Raw genomic sequence first — 26,175 nt, 5'->3', positions numbered from 1 at the left:
CGAACTGGGGCCAGGGGCAGACCGTACCGACTAGGAAAGTGGATATCATGACTCTTATCGACACTTATGCCTGGGAAGGCCGGATATTCTCGGGTGAGTGGTTCTTCGGCTCGGGCGAGCACTACCAGGCAACCGAGCCGGCCACGGGGAAATCGCTCGGCCTCGTCGGCTCGGCCACGGCCGATGACGTGCAGGGGGCCGTCGAACGCGCGGCGCGGGCGCAACGGGAATGGGCGGCCCTGCCGTATGACGAGCGCGCCGGCGTGCTGCGACGGGCCGGGCAGCTGTTCGAGAAGCACCACGAGGAGATCGAGGACTGGATCATTCGCGAGTCGGGGGCGATCCGGGCCTTCGCCGCGCACCAAACCCGCAACGATGGCGCCGGGGAATGCTATGAAGCGGCGGCGCTCGCTACCGCGCCCTATGGGCAGCTGCTCCGCTCCCATCAGCAACGACTGTCCTTCTCGCGACGACTCCCAGTGGGAGTCGTCGGGGTCATCGCCCCGTTCAACGCGCCGGTCACGCTCGCCATCCGCGCTGTCGCCCCCGCACTGGCAGTGGGCAACGCGGTAGTGCTCAAACCCGACCTCCGGACGGCAATTTGCGGCGGCGTTCTGTTGGCCCGCATCTTCCAGGAAGCCGGGCTTCCGCCGGGGCTGCTGCACATGCTGCCGGGCGGCCTGGAGGTCGGCTCCGCCATCGTCGATCACCCGCAGGTACCGGTTATCGCGTTCACCGGCTCGACGGCGACCGGACGCGCGATCGCGACGTCCGCGGCGCGGAGCCTCAAGAGAGTTCATCTGGAGCTGGGCGGCAACTCCGCGTTGATCGTGCTGGACGACGTCGATCTGGAGAAGGCCGTATCCGTCGGTGCCTTCGGGTCCTTCCATCACGCGGGCCAGATCTGCATGGCCAGTAGCCGACACCTCGTGCACAGTTCGATCGTCGACGACTATGTGGCTCTGCTGGCGGAACGCGCCCGAACGCTGCCCGTCGGAGACCCCGCTCGCGACGACGTGGCCATCGGCCCGGTTATCGACGCGCCGCAGCGGGATCGCATCCACCAGATGGTCACCGACAGCCTCGACGCGGGTGCCCGCCTGGCCGCTGGCGGCACCTACGACGGACTGTTCTACCGTCCCACGGTGCTCGCGGATGTGCCGCTCACCGCGCCCGTCTATTGCGAGGAGATCTTCGGCCCGGTCGCCCCGGTGGTGTCTTTCGACGACCTCGACCAGGCCGCGTCCTTGGCTTGCGACACTGCGTACGGACTGTCGCTCGGCATCATGTCCCGCGATGTGGCCAGGGCCATGACCCTGGCCGACCGCATTCCCAGCGGACTGGTCCACATCAACGACCAAACCGTGAACGACGAGCCCACGATCCCGTTCGGTGGTGTCGGCGATTCCGGCAACGGCTCCCGCCACGGCGGTCATTCGGCCAACCTCGAAGCCTTCACCGAGTCGCAGTGGGTCACCGTTCGAGGCGAGCTGCCGCAGTACCCCTTCTGAATCGACCGACCCTGCGCGGACCTAATCGACCTCGACCTGCAGAAGCACCGGCTGTCGGCATCCGCGCAGGGTCGGCACAATCTCGTTCAGCACGCGCGCCAGCTCGTCATGGGTTCGAATGGTCAGCGACGTGCAACCGAGACCTTTGGCGACACCGGCGACATCGACCGCCTCGAATGCCGGCCAGCAGCCGGCGCCGCCACGGGCGCGCGCCAGCTCGTCCATCACCGCGTAACGGCCGTTGGCCATCACGATCAGCAGCACACCGAGGTCGTAATGGGCCGCGGTCCACAATGCCTGGATCGTGTACATAGCCGAGCCGTCTCCCAGTACGGCCACGACCGGCCGATCGGGCAGCGCGAACCGCAGCCCGATCGCACCGGTCAAGCCGAATCCAAGTCCGCCGCCGCCGTTGGCGACAAACCCCAGTGGCGTACGGGCGGGCAGGTGGGCGAGTAGCTCCGGTCGACTGGATGGGGCCTCCTCCACCAGCACCACGTCATCGGGCAGCCGCGAGGCCAGCTCGGCGAACACCTGCCCTACCCGCAATGCGTCGGCAGGGCCGCTCACCTCGGGCACAGCGATCGGAGCGCGGGATGGAACCGACCCCTTGGCTCGGGCGGGCAGGCTCCGTGCCAGTGCCCCGCAGGCTTGCGCGACCGGAGCCACAACGGCCAACCGACAGGGGCTGCGATGCGCCTCGGCCGGATCCTCGGTGAGCACGGCGACCACAGTGCCCGGCTCCAGCAGGGCTATCTCCTCATCGAACAGGTAGGTGCGCAGTGCGCTGGTACCTACCGCCAGCACCAGATCATGTCCGGCCAAAGCCTCCCGCATCGCACGCCGCTTCCACGGCAGATGCCCCGCGAACAGCCTGTGGTCGTGCGGGAAGCCGGGGCGGCTGAAGAAGGGCTCCTGCCAGACCGGGCATTGCACCCGCTCGACCAACTCGATCAGCGCCTCCCATGCCTCGGGATTCGCCGTACCCGCCCCTACCACGATCGCGGGAGCCGACGACAAGACGAGCAATTCCGCCAGCGGGGCCAACTCCTCGGCGGCGATCGCCCTTGGGCGAACCACGACCTCGGGTGCACCAGCGGCCAGGCCATCGGCAGGCTCGTCCCAATCTCCCATCGGAGCCACGACCAACGCGGGGCCACGCCCGCCGCGGGCCTCGTGATAGGCACGCGCGATGGCACCCGGCAGATCTTGGGCTCGCGCCGGGAAATTCGCCCAGACCAGATAGTCCTCGGCCATTCGCTCCAGCCCGCGCCCGGCGAGGAAGGGCTCGAACGCGAGCTGACGGCGATCCTGCTGACCGACCACTATCACCAGCGGCACTCGACAGTCCCTGGCATTGGCGATCGCATTGACCGCATTGCCCAGACCGGCCGCGGTATGCAGATTCACCAGCGCGGGCTCGCCCCGGCCCATGGCATAGCCGGTCGCGATCCCCACCACCGATCCCTCGTGCAGGGCCAGTACATAGCGAAAATTGTCCGGAAAGTCGGTCAATAGCGGCACCTCGGTCGACCCCGGGTTGCCGAAGATCGTCGTGATGCCCAGCCGCCGCAATACCGCGAAAGTCGCGTCCCGGACCGTCGTGCGGTTCGCATCCGGCGGAGGTTCTTTCTCAGCCGAGAAAGAACCTCCGCCGGACCTGGTCGTCATGGATTGCACCCCACGGGTAGGCCCGCGACGGCAGGGCCTCCGAAGAACTGGCCCGCGCAGTCGGCCAGGAAACGCGGAGCCTCTTCCGGGACGAAGTGCCCCGCGTCGGGCGCGGCGGCTCCGCGGACATCGGCCGCGACACCGCGCCACAGGCCCGGCAAGTCGATGTTCTCGATTCCGTGATCGCCCGCCATGACCAGCACCGGAATCTTCAACTGCTTCGCGGCGGCATTGGCTTTATTGTCGGCCGCGTCGGCCGGGAACGCGCGGGTGTATTCGTAGCCCGCATGGCGTCGCTCCGGATCCTGGTAGGCATTTATGAAGTATTTCTTGTCCACGGCTTCGGGGTGCCAGGCGCCGCCTTCGAGAACCCATCCGTTGTAATATTCGGCGCTGTCATCGTTTATAATTTTCTCGGTCAATGGCGCCGGCATGCTGTTCAGCTGGGTAGGCCACATCATTCCCAAGGTCTGTTCCATACCGAAGCCCGGCAAAGGCATTTCGATGACGGTCATCCTGGTCACTTCGCTCGGAAAGTCGCGGGCATAGTCGTAAGCCACCGCGGCACCGAGATCATGCCCCATGATCTGCACCTGCTGATAGCCCAGTTTGCTAACGGCCTGGTGCACTCGCCGTGCCGTGGTGGCTTTGTCGTAGCCGTCCTTCGGCACGGTCGAGTCACCGAATCCGGGAAGGTCGATGGCGATTACGGTATGCGTTTTCGCCAGGTCGGGCATTACTTTGTGCCAGGTCCACCAGGTCTGCGGCCAGCCGTGCAGCAGCACAAGCGGCGCACCCGAGCCGCCTTTGACATAGTGGAGGACGGCGCCGTCCACGTCGACTTTTCCATGCGTGAAATTCTTATCGAATACCGCCGTCCCCTCGGTGGGCTCCGTCTCAGCACTGGCATCGGCACCACACCCGGCGGTGGTCATCAACAGGGCGACGGTACCGATTACGGCGCAGCCGACTTTTCCAATCTTTTTTCCAAGCGATCTTCTCATGCTCAGAGACAACATCTAGGAGTTATTCCTTCCCGTTTCCACGGCATTTCCGAAATTTGGGCATAATTCAATCGAACGCAGGAGATCCAACCATCCGTACCAGTGCGTTTTCGTTGCCGATTTCAGCAGCCGGAATCGGTCGTTTCGACGGCACGGTCGAGTATGTCCACAATGGCCTGGGTGAGCTCGGCGGCACGCGTGTTGAGATAGAAATGCCCGCCCGGGTGGGTACGCAAGCTGAACGGTCCGGTCGTGTGATTCGCCCAGTCTCGGACTTCGTCGATCGTCGCTTTGGGGTCACTGTCACCGACGTGGGCGTGGATCGGAGTTCGCAAGAGCGGTCCCGGAGTGTATCGATAGGTCTCGGCGGCCGTGTAGTCGATCCGTAACGCGGGCAAGATCATTCGCAGCAGTTCCTCGTCTCCGAAGAACTTCTCATCCGTGCCGCTGAGCGCTTTCACGGCGGCGAGCAGCCCATCGTCGTCTTCGAGGTGTGCGGTCTCGTCCCGCGTGCGGGTCGGCCCCACGCGACCGGAGACCACCAACGCCGTCGGGAAGACGCCGCCGCGTTCCAGTCGACGAACAACCTCGAAACCGAGCGTCGCTCCCATGCTGTGACCGAACACCACGGTCGGCCGGTCCAGCGATGACCGCAGCACGCTGGTCACCGCGTCGGCGAGCTCGGGAATGTTGTCGATTCCCTTTTCGGTCCTGCGGTCCTGGCGCCCCGGGTACTGGATCGCGAGGACCTCGGACTTCCCGGCGAGCGCCCGGGACAACGGGACGAAGTAGCTGGCCGCGCCACCCGCGTGCGGGAAACAGACAACTCGACTGGGAGCCGCGTCCCAGGGTTGGAATCGTCGAATCCACAGTCCGGTGTCGACGTCGTTTCGGGTCAACGAAAACCTCATTTCTCAGTCGTGTCAATGAATTCAGCGCAGATTCTCGAGCCACTCGCCGACGGCCCGCGCGGTCGTGTCCGCGTGGTCTTCCATCATGGTGAAGTGGTCGCCCGGCACATCCACCGCCGAAATCTCGCTGGAGAAAGGCCAGGAAATCTTCGCTTCCTCCGCGAAAGGCACGCCGGCCATGGACTCGCGGGACCGGACTACCAAGGTGGGAACGGAGGTCTTCGCCATCCGCCACCAGTCCAACGCCACGTAGTGCGCCATCGCGGTGAGCCAGGCATCGCCGGTGAATCCGAAAGCCCGGTTCCGGGCCAACACTCCTCGGAGCATGCTGGTCCGCGCCTCGCCGACAATGTCGGCATCGGCGTGGGTATAGGTGTCGATCAAAACGACCCCGGCCGGAGCTGGTCCGGCCTTCTCCAGTTGGGCAGCCACCGCGTGCGCCACCAGGCCACCCGAGGAATACCCGAGAAGCACATACGGCGCGCCGTCGGCGACGTTGCGCACGGCCTCCGCGTGCGCGCCGACCAGCGCGTCGATCGTCGCGGCCAACGGCTCCCGCTCGTCGAATCCTGGGGCGGTGATCACGGACAGATCGCGCATACCGCGGAAGCCACCGGCAAACCGGGTGTACTGGTGCGGTCCGGGCCGCCCCGCAAGGGAGGCGAAGCAGATCACCTTCGGCTCCCGGGCTCCGCGGGAAATGGAGACCGGATCCGGGATGTCCGCGAGCTCGGCCGCCCCGTCGAAGACCGGCCGGAACGGAACCAGGTTCTCGACCAGGGCCATGATCTCGTCGACTCGATCGCTATCGAGAGCGTGCTCCAGCATCTCCACAAGGGAAGACTGGTCTCGGGCCGCGGCCGCCGGAGCGGCCAGCGTCCACCGTTCCCGGCGGTCGTCGCGAGGCGACGCAACCGATCCGGACAGCTCCGAGCGCAGGTACCGCGCCATCGCTTCGGCCGTGTCGTGGTCGAAGACCGACGAAACCTCCAGCCGCACCGAGGTAGCGGCGGTGAGCCGGTTCCGCAGTTCGACAGCTGTCACCGAGTCGAATCCGAGCTCGAGGAAACTAGCCCCTGCCTCGACAGTGTCGGCCGATGTGTGCCCGAGAACGACGGCCACGTGACGCCGGACCAGATCCGTCAGGATCTCGTCCTGTTCCGCCGCCGAAAGCCCGGCGAGTCGCCGCACCAACTCCGAAGAACCCGAATCTGCTTCGTGGACCTGCCCAACGGCCAGGACTTCCCGCACCTCGGGTAGGTCGCTCAGCAGCGGGCTGGGCCGCGCCGCGGTGAACGCCGGCACGAACCGCGCCCAGTCCACATCGGCCACCACGGCCGACGCCGCACCACCGGCCGCCAACTCGCGCAACGCGGCCACCGCCGACTCCGGCGCCATCGGACGGACACCGCGACGACGCAGCTGGGCTCCGTTGTCACCTTCACCCATGCCCCCGCCGGCCCATAGTCCCCAGGCGATCGAGGTCGCGGCGAGACCACGGGCCCGCCGCTGCCTCGCCAATGCGTCCATGAAGGCGTTCGCCGCCGCGTAACCGCCCAGGCTGCCACCGCCCCAGACCGCCGCACTCGACGAGAACAGCACGAAGGCGTCCAGGTCCAGGCCACGGGTGAGCTCGTCCAGATGTGCGGCCGCAACCGCTTTGGCGGCCAGCATCGGGCCGATCCGCTCGGCGGTCAGGCTGTCGATCATCCCGTTGTCCAGCACGCCGGCGGCATGGACGATGGCGGTCAGCGCCGGCCCGTCCGCGGCGATTCGCGCCAGCAGGGCGGCCACCGCTCCCCGATCGACGACATCGCAGGCGGCGATGGTCACCCGGGCCCCGAGCTGCCCCAATTCGGCCGCGAGCTCGCGCGCCCCCGGGGCCTGCGGGCCGCGACGGCTGGTCAGCACCACATGCTCTGCTCCGTTGCCGGCAAGCCAGCGGGCCACGTGGGCCCCCAGCGCACCGGTACCGCCGGTGACCAGCACGGTGCCCCGCGGAGTCCACCCCGGGCCTTCCGAATCGGTCGCACGGGCCAGCCGACGGGCGTACACGCCGCCGGTCCGGATCGCCACCTGGTCCTCACCTCCGAGGGCGAGGACCCCGCACATCTGGGACCGGGCAGTCTCGTCGAGGACTGCGGGCAGGTCGATCAGACCGCCCCAGCGGGCGGGCAGTTCCAGACCCGCCGCCTGACCGAGGCCCCATACCGTTGCCTGTGCGGCGCTGGCCAGTTGGTCCTCAGGTCCGGTGGACACCGCGCCCCGAGTGGCCACCCATAGCCGTGCGGCCAGGTCCAGGTCGCCCAGAACCTGTGCCAGCACCAGCGTGCCGACCAGCCCCGCTGACGCCGCTGGCTCGGACGTGATCGGCGCATCGTTCAGTGCCAGCAACGACAGCACACCCGCGACGGAGTCCGCGGCCGACTCGTGCAGAGCGGTGCGCAGCCGGTCCGCGAGGACCTGCCGATCGAGGTCCGCGACGGCTACCTCGACCACCACGACCCGCGCACCGTGCTCGGCCAGAGCCTGCCGGCACTCGGCCACCGGACCGTGCTCGACCGGGGCGATGAGCAACCACGTCTCGGCCAGACGTGGGGTGTCCTCGACTGTGGCCGGCTTCCAGACAACCTGATACCGGCAGCCCTGGACGGCGGCCTTCTCCTGCTCTCGCCGACGCCACGAGGACAGCACCGGCAGAACGGATTCCAGTGGGGTGTGCGGCTCGATCTCGAGTGCCGCCGCCACAGCGGTGACATCGCCCTCATCGACCGCGGACCAGAAACGTGTCTCTGCGACGGAGCCCGCTGCGACGTGTGTGGTTGTGGGTTGTGGCCAGAATTTCTGGCGTTGGAAGGCATACGTTGGGAGGTCGACCTGCCGACCACCCCCGAGTTGCCGTTCCCAGGACACGGGTGTACCGCGGACGAATGCCCCACCCAGACCGATGGCCAGCGACTGTGGCTCGTCATGGTCGTTCGGTAGTAGTGGGATGAACACTGCTGGACGGTGTTCGGGCACGCAGCCTGGTCCCATCGCCGAGAGTGCCGCGCCCGGGCCAACCTCCACAAACACCCCACCACCATCAACGGCCAGGGTCGTTACCGCGTCATGGAAGCGCACCGCACCCCGCGCCTGATCCACCCAATACCGGGCATCACAGCCGGTAACAGGATTACCGGTCGCCGTCGAGATCCACGGGATCACCGGCTCGGCGAACGAAAGCCGTTCGGCCACCTCACCCAACTCGTCCAACACCGGATCCATCAACGGCGAATGGAACGCATGCGAAACCCGCAACCGCCGCACCCGACGACCACGACCCCGCCACACCTCAACAACCTCATCGATCTCTACCGACCGACCCGAAACCACCACCGCCGCAGGACCATTCACCCCAGCAACCACCACACCCGAAGCCGAATCCACCAGCCACGCCAACATCTCCGATTCCGATGCCTCGATCGCGGCCATACCCCCACCCACCGGCAGCGCCTGCATCACCCGCCCCCGAGCCGCCACCAGACGCACACCATCCCCCAGAGACAACACCCCCGCGGTCACCGCCGCAGCGATCTCACCCACCGAATGACCAGCCACCGCATCAGGGATCACACCCCACGACTCCAACAACCGCACCAACGCGATCTCCACCGCGAACAAACCCACCTGCGCATACAGGGTCTGATCCACCAAACCCGGATCAGCCAAACCCTCCCGCACCGGCAAACCCAGCTCAGCCTCCAACAGATCACACACCTCGGCGAACGCCTCAGCGAACACCGGGAACCCCGCACACAACTGCAGCCCCATACCGGCATACTGCGAACCCTGACCCGGAAACACGAACACAGTCCCCGAAGACCCCGAATCCGCAACACCCTGCACCACAACAGAACTCGGCTCACCAGCCGCAAGCGCCGCCAAACCAGCCAGCAACTGCTCACGGTCGCCGCCTACAACGACCGCACGGTGCTCGAACAGTGTCCGCGACGACACCAGGGAATGCCCGACATCCACCAGATCGAAATCGACCTTCGCAGTCGCGAATTCGCGCAACCGAGACGCCTGCGCCCGCAACCCGGCCACCGACTTCCCCGACACCACCCACGACACCACCGGTGACGCGGCGGCAGGCACGGCCGGGTCGACCCCCGGCTCCTCTTCCGAAGCCCCGCTACTCGACACGGGCGCTTCCTCGATGATGACGTGCGCATTGGTACCGCTGACACCGAAGGAGGACACACCCGCCCGACGCGGATGATCACCGGTCTCCCACGACATCGGCTCGGTCGCCAACCGCACCGCGCCCACCGACCAGTCCACATGCGGTGTCGGCTGATCGACATGCAATGTCGCGGGCAGCACCCGGTGCCGCATCGCCAGGATCATCTTCATGACACCGGCCACACCAGCAGCGGCCTGCGTATGCCCGATATTCGACTTGATCGAACCCAACCACAACGGACGATCCTCATCACGACCCTGCCCATAAGTAGCCAGCAGAGCCTGCGCCTCGATCGGATCACCCAACGTGGTACCCGTACCGTGCGCCTCCACCACATCAACACCAGTGGCAGCCACCCCGGCATTGGCCAGCGCCGCACGGATAACCCGCTGCTGCGACGGACCATTCGGCGCGGTCAACCCATTACTCGCACCATCCTGATTAACAGCACTACCACGAATCACCGCCAACACTTCATGACCATTGCGCCGCGCATCGGAAAGCCGTTCCAACACAAGCATTCCCGCACCCTCGGCCATACCAGTGCCGTCGGCCGCTGCCGCGAAAGCTTTGCATCGCCCGTCGGCGGCGAGGCCGCCGAGTTGGGAGAACCCGGCGAACGCCGCCGGAGTCGACATCACGGTGACACCACCCGCGAGCGCCATGGTGCACTCACCGGAGCGCAGCGCCTGCGATGCCAAATGCATGGCGACCAACGAGGACGAGCAGGCCGTATCCACCGTCACCGCCGGACCCTCGAACCCGAACACATAAGACAGGCGGCCCGACATCACGCTCAGCGCCGCACCGGTCAGGGAATACCCTTCGGCGCCCTCCATCAGACCATCGGCATACCCCTGCGGAGTGGTGCCCACGAAGACACCGGTCTGGCTGCCTCGCAACTCCGACGGATTCAGCCCCGCCCGCTCCAACGCTTCCCAGGACACCTCCAACAGCAACCGCTGCTGCGGGTCCATCGCCAGCGCCTCACGCGGACTGATCCCGAAGAACCCCGCGTCGAACATATCGGCATCGTGCAGGAACGCGGCCTCGGTCGGAACATTCCCGGATCTGAAGAGCCGATCGACATCCCAGCCGCGACCCGTGGGAAAGGCGGAAAGCGCGTCGACGCCATCGGCCAGCAGCGACCACAGCGCCTCCGGGCTGTCGGCACCACCGGGGAACCGGCAACCGATACCGACCACGGCGATCGGCTCGCCCGTCGCCTGGACGGCGATCGGGGTGAGTTCCCGTTCGTCATCGGCGCCGAGGATCTGCTCCCGGAGGTACCCGGCCAGCCGCCGGGGCGTCGGGTAGTCGAAGGCGAGGGTCGCGGGCAAGCGCAGACCGCTGGCCTGCCCGAGACGATCCCGTAGCTCGATCGAGGTGAGGGAGTCGAATCCCAGGTCGCGCAGGGCGCGTCCGGCGTCGACCTCCTGCGCCGAGTCGTGCCGCAGGACGGCTGCGATATGGCCGCAGACCAGGTCCAGCAGGAGTTCGTCCTGCTCCGCGGTGGACTTGCCGACGAGCTGCTGGGCCAGCGCCGAAGACTGATCGGCCTCAGCGGTCACGATGGCGCGCACCTCGGGTAGGTCGCCGATCAGCGGGCTCGGCCGCGTCATGGTGAGGGTGGGCGTGAACAGTTCCCAGTCGAAGTCGGCGATCACCGCATGCGCGGTCGGCAGGCCGCTCAGCTCGCGCAAGGCCGCGACCGCCGATTCGGGAATCATCAGCCGCAATCCGTGGCGACGGGCCCGCTCCTCCACGACCGCGTCCCGAGCCATACCGCCGCCGGCCCACGGACCCCACGAGACCGACAGACCCGCCAGACCACGATCTCGTCGCTGCCGCGCGAGCGCGTCCAGGAAGGCGTTCGCGGCCGCATAGTTGCCCTGCCCCAGGTTGCCGAGCACACCCGCCAGCGAGGAGAACAGCACGAAGGCGTCGAGCTCCAGGTCGCGGGTCAACTCATCGAGGTAGGCGGCCCCGGCCGCCTTGGCCGCCAGAACTCCGGCCAAACGCTGCGGCGTCATTGTGTCAAGCACACCGTCGTCGAGGAATCCGGCGGCGTGCACCACCGCGGTCAGCGGCGGCCCGTCGGCCGCGATCCGGTCCAGCAACTCACTCAGGGCAGCTCTGTCGGCAGTGTCGCAGGCCACGACCGTGACCTTGGCTCCATCGGCGTCCAATTCGGCGACGAGGTCGGCCGCTCCCGGGGCCAGCGGGCCGCGGCGGCTGGTCAGCACGACGTGCTCGGCGCCGTTGCGGGCAACCCAGCGGGCCACGTGCGCTCCCAAGGCGCCGGTGCCACCGGTGATCAATATGGTGCCCCTCGGAGTCCAGCCAGGGCCGCCGGCCGTGCCACCGGCACGGCCCAGCCGACGGGCGAATACACCGTCGGCCCGGATCGCGACCTGATCGTTGCCGCCCCTGTCGACCCTGCCGGCCAGCACCCCGCTCAGCCTCTCCTGGGCGCGCTCGTCCAGCACATCGGGAAGGTCGATCAGGCCGCCCCAGCGCGGCGACAACTCCAAACTCGCGACTTGGCCCAGGCCCCACGCCTGGGCCTGCACGGTGCTGAGCAGCTTCTCCTCGGGCCTGGTCGACACCGCGCCCCGAGTGGCCACCCACAGCGGCGCGCCCACCCCGAGGTCGCCGAGCGCCTGGGTCGCCACGGCGGTCAATGCCAGTCCCGTGGCGACCTCCGCATGGTCCGGCAGCGGGGTCTCCTCCAGCGCCAGCAAGGACAGCACACCGGCAACGGAATTCACGGTGGACGCGTCGAGGGCCTCGCTGATCCGCGCCCCGAGGGCCGACCGATCGGCCTGCGGCGCACCGACTTCCGCGATCACGACCTCGGCACCGTGCGCGGCGAGTGCCCGCACACAGCCGAGGACCAAGCCTTCTTCGGCTCTTCCCGCCGGGATCAGGACAAGCCAAGGTCCGTTCAGCGTGGCGCCACGGCCGGTCACGGGAGCCCAGGTGATCTCGTAGTGCCAGTCCTGGACGGCGGTGCGGTCGCGTTCCCGGGTCCGCCAGGAGGACAGCATCGGCAGCACCTCCGCGAGGGGAGAACGTGCTTGCTCGCCGAGGTCGAGGACGGCTGCCAGGCCGGTGAGGTCCTGCTCGTCGACCGCGCTCCAGAACCGCGCCTCCGCTCCGGACACGGCCACCGTCGCCTGGGTCCCGGCCGTGGGCTCGGGCCAGAACCGCTGGCGCTGGAAGGCATACGTCGGTAGCTCGACCCGTCTGCCGACGGCCAGCAGTCCGGCCCAGTCCACCGGCACTCCGTGGACGTGCACCTGCGCCAGCGACTCCTGCCAGCGGCGGCGATCTCCCTCCTCGCGCCGCAGCGTTCCGGCGACCACGACCGGGGTGTCCACCGACAGGTTGTCGATGGTTTCCCTGATCGCGGTCGTCAGCACGGGATGTGCGGAGACCTCGAGGAAGGTGCGGTGTCCCGCCTGGACGAGGTGTTCGAGGGCTTCTCGGAACCGGACGGTCTGCCGCAAGTTGGTGTACCAGTATTCGGCTCCCACAGCGGACCCGTCGACGAGACCGGGCTCCACCGTGGAGCACAACGGGATTCGGCCGACTCGGGGTGCGACAGGGGCCAGGACAGTGCGGAGTTCATCGCGCAACAACTCGACCTCCGCGGAGTGCGAGGCATAGTCCACGGCTATCCGCTGGACCCGAATACCCTGCGCCTCACATACCTGTTCCAGTTCGGTCAGTGCATCGACATCACCCGATACCACCGTCGCCGACGGACCATTCACCGCCGCCACCGACACCCGATCCCCGAACCGCCCCACGAGTCCACGAACCTGCTCCGCCGCAGCAGCCACCGACGTCATGCCACCACGACCCGCCACAGTGGCAATCGCCCGACTACGCAAAGCAACAACCCGAGCACCATCCTCGAGCGACAACGCCCCCGCCACCACCGCCGCAGCGATCTCACCCTGCGAATGACCCACCACCGCAGCAGGACTCACACCCACCGACTCCCACAACGCGGCCAGCGACACCATCACAGCCCACAACACCGGCTGAACAACATCAACCCGATCCAGACCCGGGGCATCGGACTCACCACGCACCACCGAAGACAACGACCACTCCACAAACGGCGCCAACGCTAGCTCACACGCGGCCATCGACTCCGCGAACACCGGCGAGGAATCCCACAACTCGGCACCCATGCCCAGCCACTGCGAACCCTGACCCGGAAACACGAACACCACACCGGATACATCACCCGTGGCCACACCCTCCACCGCACCGGCAGCAGGCTCCCCCGACGCGACCGCCGCCAGACCGGCCAGCAACTCCTCGCGATCGGATCCGGTCACGACCGCACGATGGTCGAACAGCGTCCGCGACGCCACCAGCGACGACCCGATATCGACCGGGGTCCGCGTCGGATCGCCGACGGCGAATTCATGTAGCCGCGCGGCCTGTTCCCGTAGCGCACCTTCGGATTTCGCGGACAGCACCCAGGAGACCACGCTCGCGGGCCCTTCGCGATCGTCCGAGGCCTGCGTCGTTACGGCCGGGGCCTCCTCGAGGATCGCATGGGCGTTGGTGCCGCTGATGCCGAAGGAGGACACGCCCGCGCGCCGCGGATGCCGTCCGTTCTCCCATGGCAGCTGCTCGGTCAGCAGCCGAACCGCTCCAGCGGACCAGTCCACGTGCGGCGTCGGCTCGTCCACGTGCAGCGTCGCGGGCATCATCCGATGCCCAAGGGAGAGAACCATTTTCATCACACCGGCCACCCCGGCCGCGGCCAAGGAGTGTCCGATGTTCGACTTCACCGACCCCAACCACAGTGGACGCTCGGGATCTCGGTCTCGGCCGTATGTCGCGAGCACCGCCTGCGCCTCGATCGGATCACCCAGGGTGGTGCCCGTGCCGTGCGCTTCCACCACATCCACCTGATCGGCCGCGACCCCGGCATTGGCCAGCGCCGCGCGGATAACCCGCTGCTGCGACGGACCATTCGGCGCGGTCAACCCATTACTCGCACCATCCTGATTAACAGCACTACCACGCACCACCGCCAACACCGGATGCCCCAACCGCTGCGCATCGGAAAGCCGTTCCAACACAAGCATTCCCGCACCCTCGGCGATTCCGAAGCCATCCGCTGTCGCCGCGAAGGCCTTGCACCGCCCATCGCGTGCCAAGCCGCGCAGTCGCGAGAACTCCACGAACGAAGCGGGCGAGGCCAGGATCGCGACGCCGCCGGCGAGCGCCATGGTGCACTCACCGGAGCGCAGCGCCTGCGACGCCAAATGCAAGGCGACCAACGAGGACGAGCAGGCCGTATCCACCGTCACCGCCGGACCCTCCAGCCCGAACACGTACGACAGCCGGCCCGACAGCACACTGGTGGACGAGCCCGTCACGGCGTATCCGTCCGCGCTACCGGCAACGTCGCCGAGGAGCGCGTCGAAGCCCTGATGTGAGGCTCCGACGAAGATGCCGGTTTGGCTGCCGCGCAGCGTGGTCGGGTCGATCCCGGCCCGCTCCAATGCCTCCCACGAGGTCTCCAGCAGCAACCGCTGCTGCGGGTCCATCGCCAATGCCTCGCGCGGGCTGATTCCGAAGAAGGTCGCGTCGAACAGGTCCGCATCGTGTACGAAACCACCGGTACGGACGTAGGACTTGCCTGGTTGGTCGGGGTTGGGGTCGTACAGCGCCTCGATATCCCAGCCTCGACCGGCCGGCCAGCCGGTCACCGCATCCTCGCCGCCCGACAGCATCGCCCACAGTGCTTCGGGGCTGTCCACTCCGCCCGGGAATCGGCAGCCCATCGCGACGATCGCGATCGGGTCGTCGACCGACACCGCGACCGGCGCCATCGCCACATCGTCGGCGGATCCCGAGCCCAGCAGCTCACCGGTCACGAATGCGGCCAGCTGCTCCGCGTTGGGGTAGTCGAACGCCAGTGTTGTCGGCAGTCGCAGCCCGGTCGCCGCATTGAGCCGGTTGCGCAACTCGACTGCGGTCAGCGAGTCGAATCCCATGTCTCGCAACGCTCGAGTCGGCTCCACCTCCTGGGCTGTGGCATGCCCCAGCACGGCCGCGATGTGGCCGCGCACCAGGTCCAGCATTGCCCGCGTCCGGTCCTGCGCCGACAGCCCGGCCAACCGTCGCGTCAGACCGGCATCGCCCTGCGCGCCCGCCCGCGCACTCGGCCGGGCCGGGCCGCGCACCAGACCACGCATCAGCGGCGGCACCTCACCCTGCGCCCCCAGACCCGTCAGCTCCAGCTGGGCAGGCACCAGATACGCCTCCGGCCGCCGCAGCACCGCATCGAACAGCGCCAAGCCCTCGGCAGTGGACATGGCGGTCAACCCGGCTCGGCCGAAACGGCCGAGGTCGGTCTGGTCGAGATGGCCGGTGAGACCGCTGGCATCGGCCCACAGACCCCACGCCAACGACACCGCCGCAAGACCCTCGGACTGACGATGCTGCGCCAACGCATCCATGAACGCGTTGGCCGCCGCATAGTTCGCTTGACCTGGACCACCGAAAGTCGCTGAGGCGCTGGAGAACAGCACGAACGCCGACAAATCCAACGCTCGGGTCAGCTCATGCAGATGCCATGCCGCATCGGCCTTCGGACGCATGACGGCGTCTACCCGCTCGGGCGACAGCGACCCGATCACACCATCATCGAGCACACCCGCCGCATGCACCACCGCCGTCAAACCCGTACCACGGTCACCAACCCGAGTCAGCAACCGGGCCACGGCATCTCGGTCAGCGATATCACAACGTTCGACCGCCACCGACACACCGACGGCCGCCAACTCCGCGACCAACTCCACCGCACCCGGAGCCTCCATGCCCCGGCGACTGGTCAACACCAAATGCCGAACACCATGCTCAGCAACCAGATGCCGCGCCAACAGACCACCCAAAGTGCCTGTCCCACCAGTAATCAACACAGTGCCATCCGGGTCAATCGAGCGCGGGATTCGCAACACGATCTTGCCGACATGCCGGGCCTGACTCATGAACCGGAACACCTCCGGAGCACGACGCACATCCCGCACCAACACCGGAGACTCCGCCAACACACCCTGATCCAGCAAGCCGACCACCTCGGCCAGCATCTCACCGATCCGTTCCGGCCCGGCCTCGGGCAAGTCGAACGCTCGGTAGGCCACGCCTGGGTACGTCCGGGCGATCTGTTCGGCGTCGCGGATGTCGGTCTTGCCCATCTCGATAAACCGGCCACCACGCGGCAACAACCGCAGGGACGCATCCACCAGATCACCGGCCAGACTGTCCAACACGATGTCCACACCCGCACCGCCGGTCGTGTTCAAAACGTGCTGCTCGAACTCCGCCGACCGAGAGGAGGCGATGTGATCGGCATCGAGCCCCATCCCCGAAAGCGCCGAATGCTTACCAGGCGAGGCGGTTCCGAACACCTCCAAACCCAAATACCGGGCAATAGCCACAGCCGCCATACCCACACCACCAGCCGCGGAATGAATCAACACCCGCTCACCCGGCTGCGCATCGGCCAAGTCGACCAGCGCGAACCACGCCGTCGCGAACGCCACCGGCACCGCCGCCGCCCGAGTAAATGACCAACCCACCGGCATTCGAACGAGATAGCGGTGATCCGAGACCGCGACCGGTCCGAATCCGCCTTCGAGCATGCCCATCACCCGGTCTCCGACGGCCAAACCCTCGACCCCGGAACCGATCTCCAGCACGGTCCCCGCACCCTCGATGCCCATCGCCAGGGTGCTGCTGGGAACAACATTCAGCGCGATCAGGACGTCCCGGAAGTTCAACCCGGTCGCGTGCACGGCCACCCGCACCTGGTGCGGCTCCAATGGAGCCGTTCCCTCCGGGTTGTCCACCAGTGCGAGATTCTCGAGCGTGCCGGTGCCGGCAGTGCCCAGCCGCCACGCGTCATTCTCGGCAGGAACAACCAGCGCGCCGGTAGCCGGACGCGTCAACCGCCGCCCCAGCATCCGGCCCGACCGCATCGCCAACTCCACCTCGCCGGCCGCGCCGGCCATGGCGATGAGATGCGCGTCGGCCACGGTCGACTCATCGACGTCGACCAGAACGATCCGGCCCGGATTCTCCGACTGCGCCGACCGCATCAAACCCCACACCGCGGCGGCGGCGAGATCCCGCACATCCTCGTCCGGCCCGGTCGCGACCGCACCCCGGGTCACCACCACCAACCGGGATTCCGCGAGATGCTCTTCGGCCAGCCACTGCTGTACCGAACGCAGTACGGCATTGGTCACGCCTCGGGCATGGGCGCCCTGATCATCGGTCTCTGGCGTCGCACAGCACACAGCGACCGCATCCGGAGTCGGTGCGCCGTTCGCCACGGCTGCCACCAGCGCTGCCATATCGGCATACCTGGACTCCGCCGGGCACTCGATCGAATTCGAAGCGTCGGCGCCGACCAGTACCCACGACATATTTCCGGCCGCTTCGGCGGGATCGGGCAATACGGTCCAGTCCACCGTGAACAGTGACTGCTGTCCGCTCCGAGAACCGTCGAGCTGGCCGGCCGACATAGGCCGCAGCACAAGAGAATCGACGGTGACCACCGGCGCACCGGTCTCATCGGCGGCCGTCAGGGTCAACGCGCCATCACCGGTCCGCCGCAACCGAACTCGCAGCGCGCGAGCACCGGCGGCGTGCATCGCCACACCGTTCCAGGCGAACGGAAGCAGCCCCCGGCCATCGCCGTCCGGTGCGGCGAACCCGCTGGCCTGCACCGCCGCGTCGAGCAACGCGGGATGCAATACGAATTCGCCGGCCTGCTCGGCCGCCTGCTCCGGCAGCCGGACCTCGGCGAATACCTCGTCACCGCGCCGCCAGACCGCCTGTAGACCTTGGAACACCGGGCCGTATTCGTAGCCGTGTTCGGCGAATCCGCTGTAGAGGCCGTCGATTTCGATGGGTTCCGCATCGACTGGTGGCCACGCGACAAACCCTGAGACATCCACGGACGACGGGTCGTCCAGAGCGACGGTACCGCTCGCGTTGCGAGTCCAGACCTGCTCGGTGTCCGCGGCTTCCGGCCGTGAGTACACGGTGATCGCTCGGCGCCCGGACTCGTCCGAACCGCCGACGGACACCTGCAGCAGCAGCGCACCGCGTTCGGGCAGCAGCAAGGGCTGTTCCAGTGCCAGGTCCTCGACTCGGCCACACCCCACCTGGTCCCCGGCCCGCACCGCAAGCTCCGCGAATGCCGTCCCGGGAACCAGCACCGTGCCCCGCACCGCGTGATCGGCCAGCCAAGGATGCGACCGCACGGACAAACGACTGGTGAACAGGAATCCCGCACCGTCGGCCAGCTCCACCGCCGCCCCCAGCAGCGGATGGCCGGCCGCGATCAAGCCCGCCGCCCCCACATCGCCGCGCACCAGCGAGGCCTGCGGCCAGAATCGTTGGTGTTGGAAGGCATACGTCGGCAATTCGATTCGGCGGCCACCGGCGAGCATCCCCGCCCAGTCCACCGAAACACCTTGCGCGAATACCTCAGCCGCTGAGAGCAGCCACCGGTGCAGACCACCCTCATCGCGGCGCAGCGTGCCCGCCGCAATCGCGCCCACGCCACCGTTTTCGACGGTTTCCTGGACCGCGGCAGTCAACACCGGATGCGCCGACACCTCCACGAACACCCGATAACCGGCATCGACCAAACCCTCCACGGCTTCCCGGAACCGCACCTCCCGCCGCAAATTCGCATACCAATAGGCGGCATCCATCCCGGAACCATCGATGAAGCCGGACTCGACAGTGGAAAACACCGGAACACGCCCAGCCTGAGTCGTGATCGGTGCCAGCGCATCCAGGATCTGGGGCCGGATCTGTTCCACCGCCGGCGAATGCGACGCGTAGTCCACCGGAATCCGCCGAGCCCGAACACCTTCGACCTCACACGCCCGTTCCAGCTCTGCCAACGCATCAACATCACCCGACACCACCACGGCGGACGGTCCGTTCACCGCCGCCACCGCAATCTCACCACCACAACGCGCCACCAACTCACGGACCCGCTCCGCCGCAGCAGCCACCGACGTCATGCCACCACGACCCGCCACAGTGGCAATCGCCCGACTACGCAAAGCAACAACCCGAGCACCATCCTCGAGCGACAACGCCCCCGACACCACCGCCGCAGCGATCTCACCCTGCGAATGACCCACCACCGCAGCAGGACTCACACCCACCGACTCCCACAACGCGGCCAGCGACACCATCACAGCCCACAACACCGGCTGAACAACATCAACCCGATCCAGACCCGGCGCATCGGACTCACCACGCACCACCGAAGACAACGACCACTCCACAAACGGCGCCAACGCTAGCTCACACGCGGCCATCGACTCCGCGAACACCGGCGAGGAATCCCACAACTCGGCACCCATGCCCAGCCACTGCGAACCCTGACCCGGAAACACGAACACCACATCCGAAGACCCGGGATCCACAACACCCTGTGCCACAACAGAACTCGGCTCACCCGCAGCCAACGCCGCCAAACCAGCCAGCAACTGCTCACGATCGGATCCCACGACAACCGCGCGATGCTCGAACAGCGTCCGCGACGACACCAACGACAACCCGACATCCACCGAGTCGAGATCCACACTGGCAGTAGCGAACTCGTACATCCTGTCCGCCTGCGCCCGCAACCCGGCCTCCGACTTCGCAGACACAACCCACGGCACCACAGGCGAACTCGCGCCCTCCGGCTCCCCGTCTGACACTTCGCTGTCGACCGCAGAAGCTTCCTCGACGATCACATGCGCATTCGTCCCACTGACACCGAAGGAGGACACACCCGCACGCCTCGGATGCCCGTTCGCTTCCCACGCCATCGGCTCGGTCAACAGCTTCACCGCACCCGTGGACCAATCCACATGCGGCGAGGGCTCATCCACATGCAACGTCGCCGGAAGCGTCCCATGCCGCATCGCCAGGATCATCTTCATCACCCCGGCCACACCAGCAGCAGCCTGCGTATGCCCGATATTCGACTTGATCGACCCCAACCACAACGGACGATCCTCGGGCCGATCCTGCCCATAAGTCGCAATCAGCGCCTGCGCCTCGATCGGATCACCCAACGTGGTACCCGTACCGTGCGCCTCGACCACATCGACCTCGCCCACCGATACCCCGGCATTGGCCAAGGCGGTCCGGATAACCCGCTGCTGCGACGGACCATTCGGCGCGGTCAACCCATTACTCGCACCATCCTGGTTCACCGCACTACCGCGAATCACCGCGAGCACACGATGACCGTGCCGCTGCGCATCGGAAAGCCGCTCCAGCACCAACATTCCGGCGCCCTCGGCCATACCGAAGCCATCAGCGGCAGCGGCAAAAGGTTTACACCGACCGTCGACGGAGAGCCCGCGTGCCCGGGAGTACGCGATGAACGCCGCGGGAGTCGACATCACCGTGACCCCGCCGGCCAGCGCCATAGAACATTCGCCGCCGCGCAGCGCCTGCACCGCGAGATGCAGGGCGACCAACGACGACGAGCACGCGGTGTCCACCGTCACCGCGGGGCCTTCCAACCCGAACACGTACGACAACCGACCCGACAGTACGCTCGGCGAGGCGCCCGTGAGGGCGAACCCCTCCGAGTTCTCGCCGAGATCCGCGCCGTAACCCTGGGGAGTAGCTCCGACGAACACACCAGTACTGCTGTTGGCCAGCCCGGCCGGGTCTATTCCGGCTCGCTCCAACGCCTCCCACGAGGTTTCCAACAACAAACGCTGCTGCGGATCCATTGCCAACGCCTCACGCGGACTGATCCCGAAGAATCCCGCGTCGAAGCCGGCCACATCCCGCATGAACCCACCCGCATCGGTGTAAGAGGTACCCGCGTGGGCCGGATCCGGATCGAACAGCCTGTCCAAGTCCCAGCCTCGGTCCTCGGGGAACTCCGATACCGCATCCGCACCGTTTGCGAGCAGCTCCCACAACGCTTCCGGGTCGTCCACCCCGCCGGGGAAGCGGCAGCCCATTCCGACCACCGCGATCGGTTCGTCGGTAGCCCGCATTGTCGCGACGGCCGCGTTGTCCCGCTCGTCGGCGTCCGCACCGAGCACCTCGGCGCGCAGGTATCTGGCCAGCGCCACCGGTGTCGGGTAGTCGAAAACCATTGTCGAGGGCAGCTGCAGGCCGGTGGCCGAACCGAGCCGGTTTCGCAGCTCGACCGCCGTCATGGAGTCCAGACCCAGTTTGGCGAAGGCCCGGGTCGGCTCGATGTCCTGAGCGGAGGCATGCCCGAGCACCGCAGCGACGTGCGCCCGGACCAGGTCCAGCAGCATCTTCTGCCCGTCGGCGGCGGAACGCCCGGCGAGTTGCTCGGCCAAGGCGGGCGTGCGCTCACGTGCGGCAAGGGCCGCCGCGACCTCCGGCAGATCGCCGAGCAGCGGGCTGGGCCGCGCAACGGTGAACGTGTCGGCGAACACGGACCAGTCGATATCGGCGATCACCGCGTGGGGATCGCCGGCGCCGACGATCCGGCGCATCGCGGCCACGGCGAGGTCCGGTGCGATCATGCGCACGCCACCGCGCCGAATCCGCTGCTCTACGAAGGCTTCTCGCCGCTGCCCCGCCCAGGGGCCCCATGCGATCGAGGTCGCGACCAGACCTTGTGCCCGCCGCTGCTGAGCCAAGGCGTCGAGGAAGGCGTCCGCCATCGCGTTGTTCGCCTGTCCCGCACCGGCGCCCCATACGCTCGCCGGCGAGGAGCACAGTACGAACGCGTCGAGGTCCAGATCGCGCGTCAGCTCATCCAGATTGGTGGCGGCCGTGGACTTCGCGGCGAGCACGCTTGCCACCCGATCGACGGTCAAGGCATCCAGTACGCCCTCATCCAGCACCCCGGCCGCGTGCACCACAGCAGTGAGCGCGGGCCCGTCCTCGGCGATCCGCGCCAGCAGCCGCACGACCGAATCCCGGTCGGCGATATCGCACGCGACGACCAGGACAGCGGCCCCGGCGGCTTCCAATTCGGCCGAAAGCTCCGCTGCCCCAGGCGCATCCGCGCCACGGCGGCTCGCCACGACCACCCGTTCGGCTCCCCGCGCCGCCAGCCACCGGGCCACATGTCCGCCGATGCTGCCGGTACCGCCGGTGACCAGCACGGTGCCCCGGGGTTCCCAAACCTCCCCGGGTTCGACGGCTTTCCGGATCAGCCGCCGGGTGAACAACCCGCCGGACCGGATCGCCACTTGGTCGTCGCCGCCAACCGCGGCCAACACCGCACGGACATGCGCGTGAGTCTGCTCGTCCATAACCTCGGGGAGATCGATCAGACCACCCCACCGTCCCGGCAGTTCCAGACCGGCCACCTGACCGAATCCCCAAACTTGGGCTTGCGCGAGACTGCGCACTTCATCGGTGGGTTCGGTGGATACCGCTCCCTTGGTCACCACCCACAACGGCGCGGCAATGCCCGCATCGCCCAGCGCCTGCGCCAGCATGAGGGTCGCCGCCAGCCCGGTCGGCACCTGCGGGTGTTGCGCGAGGGGTGTCTCGTCGAATGCGAGCAGCGACAGCACGCCGCTGAGGGGCTCGTCCGGCTGATCGGCAAGGACGGAGCCGAGGCGCTCGGCGATCGTCTCCCGACCGAGATATCCTGCCGCAGAGTCGATTACGACCATCCGCGCACTTTCCTTGGGAAGTGCGCTCAGCCAGCCCGTCACCGCTTCGCTGTCTTGCCAGCCCGTAGGAACGATCAGGAGCCAATGGCCGGTGAGGGTTGCGTCGGTCTTCGGAGGGGCGAGCTTCCATTTGATGCCGTACTGCCAATCCTGGACAGCCGCCCGCTCTCGTTCCCGTCGCCGCCAGGTCGACAGCGCGGGCAGCAATGCGTCCAGCGATTCCCGCTCAACCGCCAATTCGGCGGCCAGCAAAGCCGGATCGCCGCTGTCGACAGCGGCCCACAGCTTCGCCTCGGCTCCGGAGACGACGCCCTGCCGCGGCACGATCGACTCCGGCCAGAATCGTTGGCGCTGAAAGGCATACGTCGGCACATCGACCGGTCGGCCACCGGCGAGCATTCCCGCCCAGTCCACCGGAACGCCTTGCACGAACACCTCGGCCAGCGACAGCAGCCACCGGCTCGGACCCCCGTCGTCACGGCGCAGGGTGCCGGTTACCACCAATGTTTCGGCGAGCCCATCGATTTCGGCTCGGGTTCGCGACTGGAGTTCGGCGGTTTCCTGGACCGCGGCAGTCAACACCGGATGCGCCGACACCTCCACGAACACCCGATAACCGGCATCGACCAAACCCTCCACGGCTTCCCGGAACCGCACCTCCTGCCGCAAATTCGCATACCAGTAGGCGGCATCCATCCCGGAACCATCAACGAAGCCGGACTCGACAGTGGAAAACACCGGAACACGACCAACACGAGCCGAAACCGGCGCCAACGCCCCAAGAATGCGGTCTTCGATCTCTTCGACCGCCACCGAATGCGAGGCGTAATCAACTGGAATCCGCCGCGCCCGAATACCTTTCGCCTCGCACGCCTGTTCCAGTTCGGTCAACGCATCGACATCACCCGATACCACCGTCGCCGACGGACCATTCACCGCCGCCACCGACACCCGATCCCCGAACCGCCCCACGAGTCCACGAACCTGCTCCGCCGCAGCAGCCACCGACGTCATGCCACCACGACCCGCCACAGTGGCAATCGCCCGACTACGCAAAGCAACAACCCGAGCACCATCCTCGAGCGACAACGCCCCCGCCACCACCGCCGCAGCGATCTCACCCTGCGAATGACCCACCACCGCAGCAGGACTCACACCCACCGACTCCCACAACGCGGCCAGCGACACCATCACAGCCCACAAGACCGGCTGGACAACGTCGACCTGGTCAAGGCCCGGGGCATCGGACTCACCACGCACCACCGAAGACAACGACCACTCCACAAACGGCGCCAACGCTAGCTCACACGCGGCCATCGACTCCGCGAACACCGGCGAGGTCTCGAGCAGTTCCCGGCCCATACCGATCCACTGCGAACCCTGACCCGGAAACACGAACACCACACCCGACGACCCGGAATCCGCAACACCCTGCACCACAACCGAACTCGGCTCACCAGCCGCAAGCGCCGCCAAACCAGCCAGCAACTGCTCGCGGTCGGATCCCACGACAACCGCGCGATGCTCGAACAGTGTCCGCGACGACACCAACGACAACCCGACATCCACCGAGTCGAGACACACACTGGCAGTGGCGAATTCATGCAACCGAGCCGCCTGCGCCCGCAACCCGGCCACAGACTTCCCCGACACCACCCACGGCACCACCGCTGTCACTGGATCGAGATCGACATTCGCGGTGGCGAACTCACGCAACCGCGCAGCCTGCCCCCGCACAGGAGTCAAGGACTCGTTGTCGGGCTCTCCCTCCAGTACCTCGTCGTTGACCGTGGGAGCTTCCTCGACGATCACATGCGCATTCGTCCCACTGATCCCGAACGAGGACACACCCGCCCGACGCGGGCGCCCGTTCGCCTCCCACGCCACCGGCTCGGTCAACAGCTTCACCGCACCCGTGGACCAATCCACATGCGGCGAGGGCTCATCCACATGCAACGTCGCCGGAAGCGTCCCATGCCGCATCGCCAGGATCATCTTCATCACGCCCGCCACACCAGCAGCAGCCTGCGTATGCCCGATATTCGACTTGATCGACCCCAACCACAACGGACGATCCTCGGGCCGATCCTGCCCATAAGTCGCAATCAGCGCCTGCGCCTCGATCGGATCACCGAGCGCCGTCCCGGTGCCGTGCGCCTCCACAACATCTACCTGATCGAACGCAACCCGGGCATTGGCCAACGCCGCACGGATAACCCGCTGCTGCGACGGACCATTCGGCGCGGTCAACCCATTACTCGCACCATCCTGGTTGGTCGCACTACCGCGAATCACCGCCAACACGTGATGGCCCTGCCGTTGCGCGTCGGATAGCCGCTCGAGCACCAGGATTCCGACGCCTTCACCCCACCCGGTGCCATCGGCCGAAGCAGCGAACGCCTTACACCGACCATCAGCGGCAAGACCACCCTGCTGGGCGAATTCCCCGAATACGGCCGGTGTCGACATCACCGTCACACCACCGGCGAGCGCCATCGAGCACTCCCCGGAACGCAGCGCCTGCGCCGCGAGATGCAACGCCACCAACGACGAAGAACACGCGGTATCCACCGTCACCGCCGGACCCTCGAACCCGAACACATACGACACCCGACCCGATACCACGCTCGCGGCGTCGCCCGTCAAGCCGTAACCGTCGGTGCTGTCTGCCAGCCCCAGGGCGTAGTGCTGCCCGGCGGTGCCGACGAAGACGCCGGTGGAGCTCCCGTGCAGAGCCGATGGATCCAACCCCGCCCGCTCCAGCGCCTCCCACGAGACCTCCAGTAGCAATCGCTGCTGCGGATCCATCGCCAATGCCTCACGCGGACTGATCCCGAAGAACCCCGCGTCGAACTCCGCCACATCGCGAACGAAACCGCCTGTGCGTGAATAGGAATCCGCGCCCGCGTCGTGCGTGCTCCAGCCGCGGTCATCGGGGAATCCCGAAATGGCGTCCACCCCCCCGGCGAGCATTGCCCACAGCTCCTCGGGGCTGGTCACACCGCCGGGGTAACGGCAGCCCATGCCGACGACAGCGATCGGCTCAGACGCTTCAGCGATCAGCTGCCGGTTCCGTTGCCGCAGCCGTTCGGTTTCCTTGAGTGATGCGCGAAGCGCTTCGAGCATCTTGTCAGCAGACGTAGTCATGAGAACCCCTCA

Annotated in this window: 4 protein-coding genes and 1 pseudogene; 1 reads left to right on the top strand and 4 read right to left on the bottom strand. The window is 67.2% G+C overall.

The annotated features are described in order from the left end of the window. The first annotated feature begins 47 nt into the window (after positions 1-47). Positions 48-1,511 carry a benzaldehyde dehydrogenase gene (locus ACQP0C_RS13810; protein WP_433733317.1) on the top strand — a complete coding sequence of 488 codons (1,464 nt, stop codon included), beginning with the start codon at positions 48-50 and terminating at the stop codon, positions 1,509-1,511. A 21-nt stretch (positions 1,512-1,532) separates the two neighbouring features. On the opposite strand, the gene ACQP0C_RS13805 is transcribed toward ACQP0C_RS13810, so the two are convergent. The 4 genes and pseudogenes from ACQP0C_RS13805 to ACQP0C_RS13790 form a co-directional block, all read right to left on the bottom strand. Further along, positions 1,533-3,182: a thiamine pyrophosphate-binding protein gene (locus ACQP0C_RS13805; protein WP_433733316.1), complete on the bottom strand. Its 1,650-nt coding sequence runs from the start codon at positions 3,180-3,182 to the stop codon at positions 1,533-1,535. Further along, on the bottom strand, positions 3,179-4,201 hold the full coding sequence (locus ACQP0C_RS13800) for an alpha/beta fold hydrolase (protein WP_433733315.1): 1,023 nt from the start codon (positions 4,199-4,201) through the stop codon (positions 3,179-3,181). The genes ACQP0C_RS13805 and ACQP0C_RS13800 overlap by 4 nt, the downstream gene beginning before the upstream one ends. A gap of 107 nt (positions 4,202-4,308) precedes the next feature. Next, a complete protein-coding gene (locus ACQP0C_RS13795) occupies positions 4,309-5,085 on the bottom strand; it encodes a thioesterase II family protein (protein WP_433733314.1) in 777 nt (258 codons plus the stop codon). Between the two features lie 63 nt (positions 5,086-5,148). After that, positions 5,149-26,163: pseudogene (locus tag ACQP0C_RS13790) on the bottom strand (type I polyketide synthase); the annotation flags it as partial. Between the last annotated feature and the right edge of the window lie 12 nt (positions 26,164-26,175).

The sequence above is a fragment of the Nocardia sp. CA-129566 genome (assembly GCF_050956075.1).
Classification (GTDB): Bacteria; Actinomycetota; Actinomycetes; order Mycobacteriales; family Mycobacteriaceae; genus Nocardia.
This window is presented reverse-complemented; position numbering and strand designations above follow the sequence as displayed.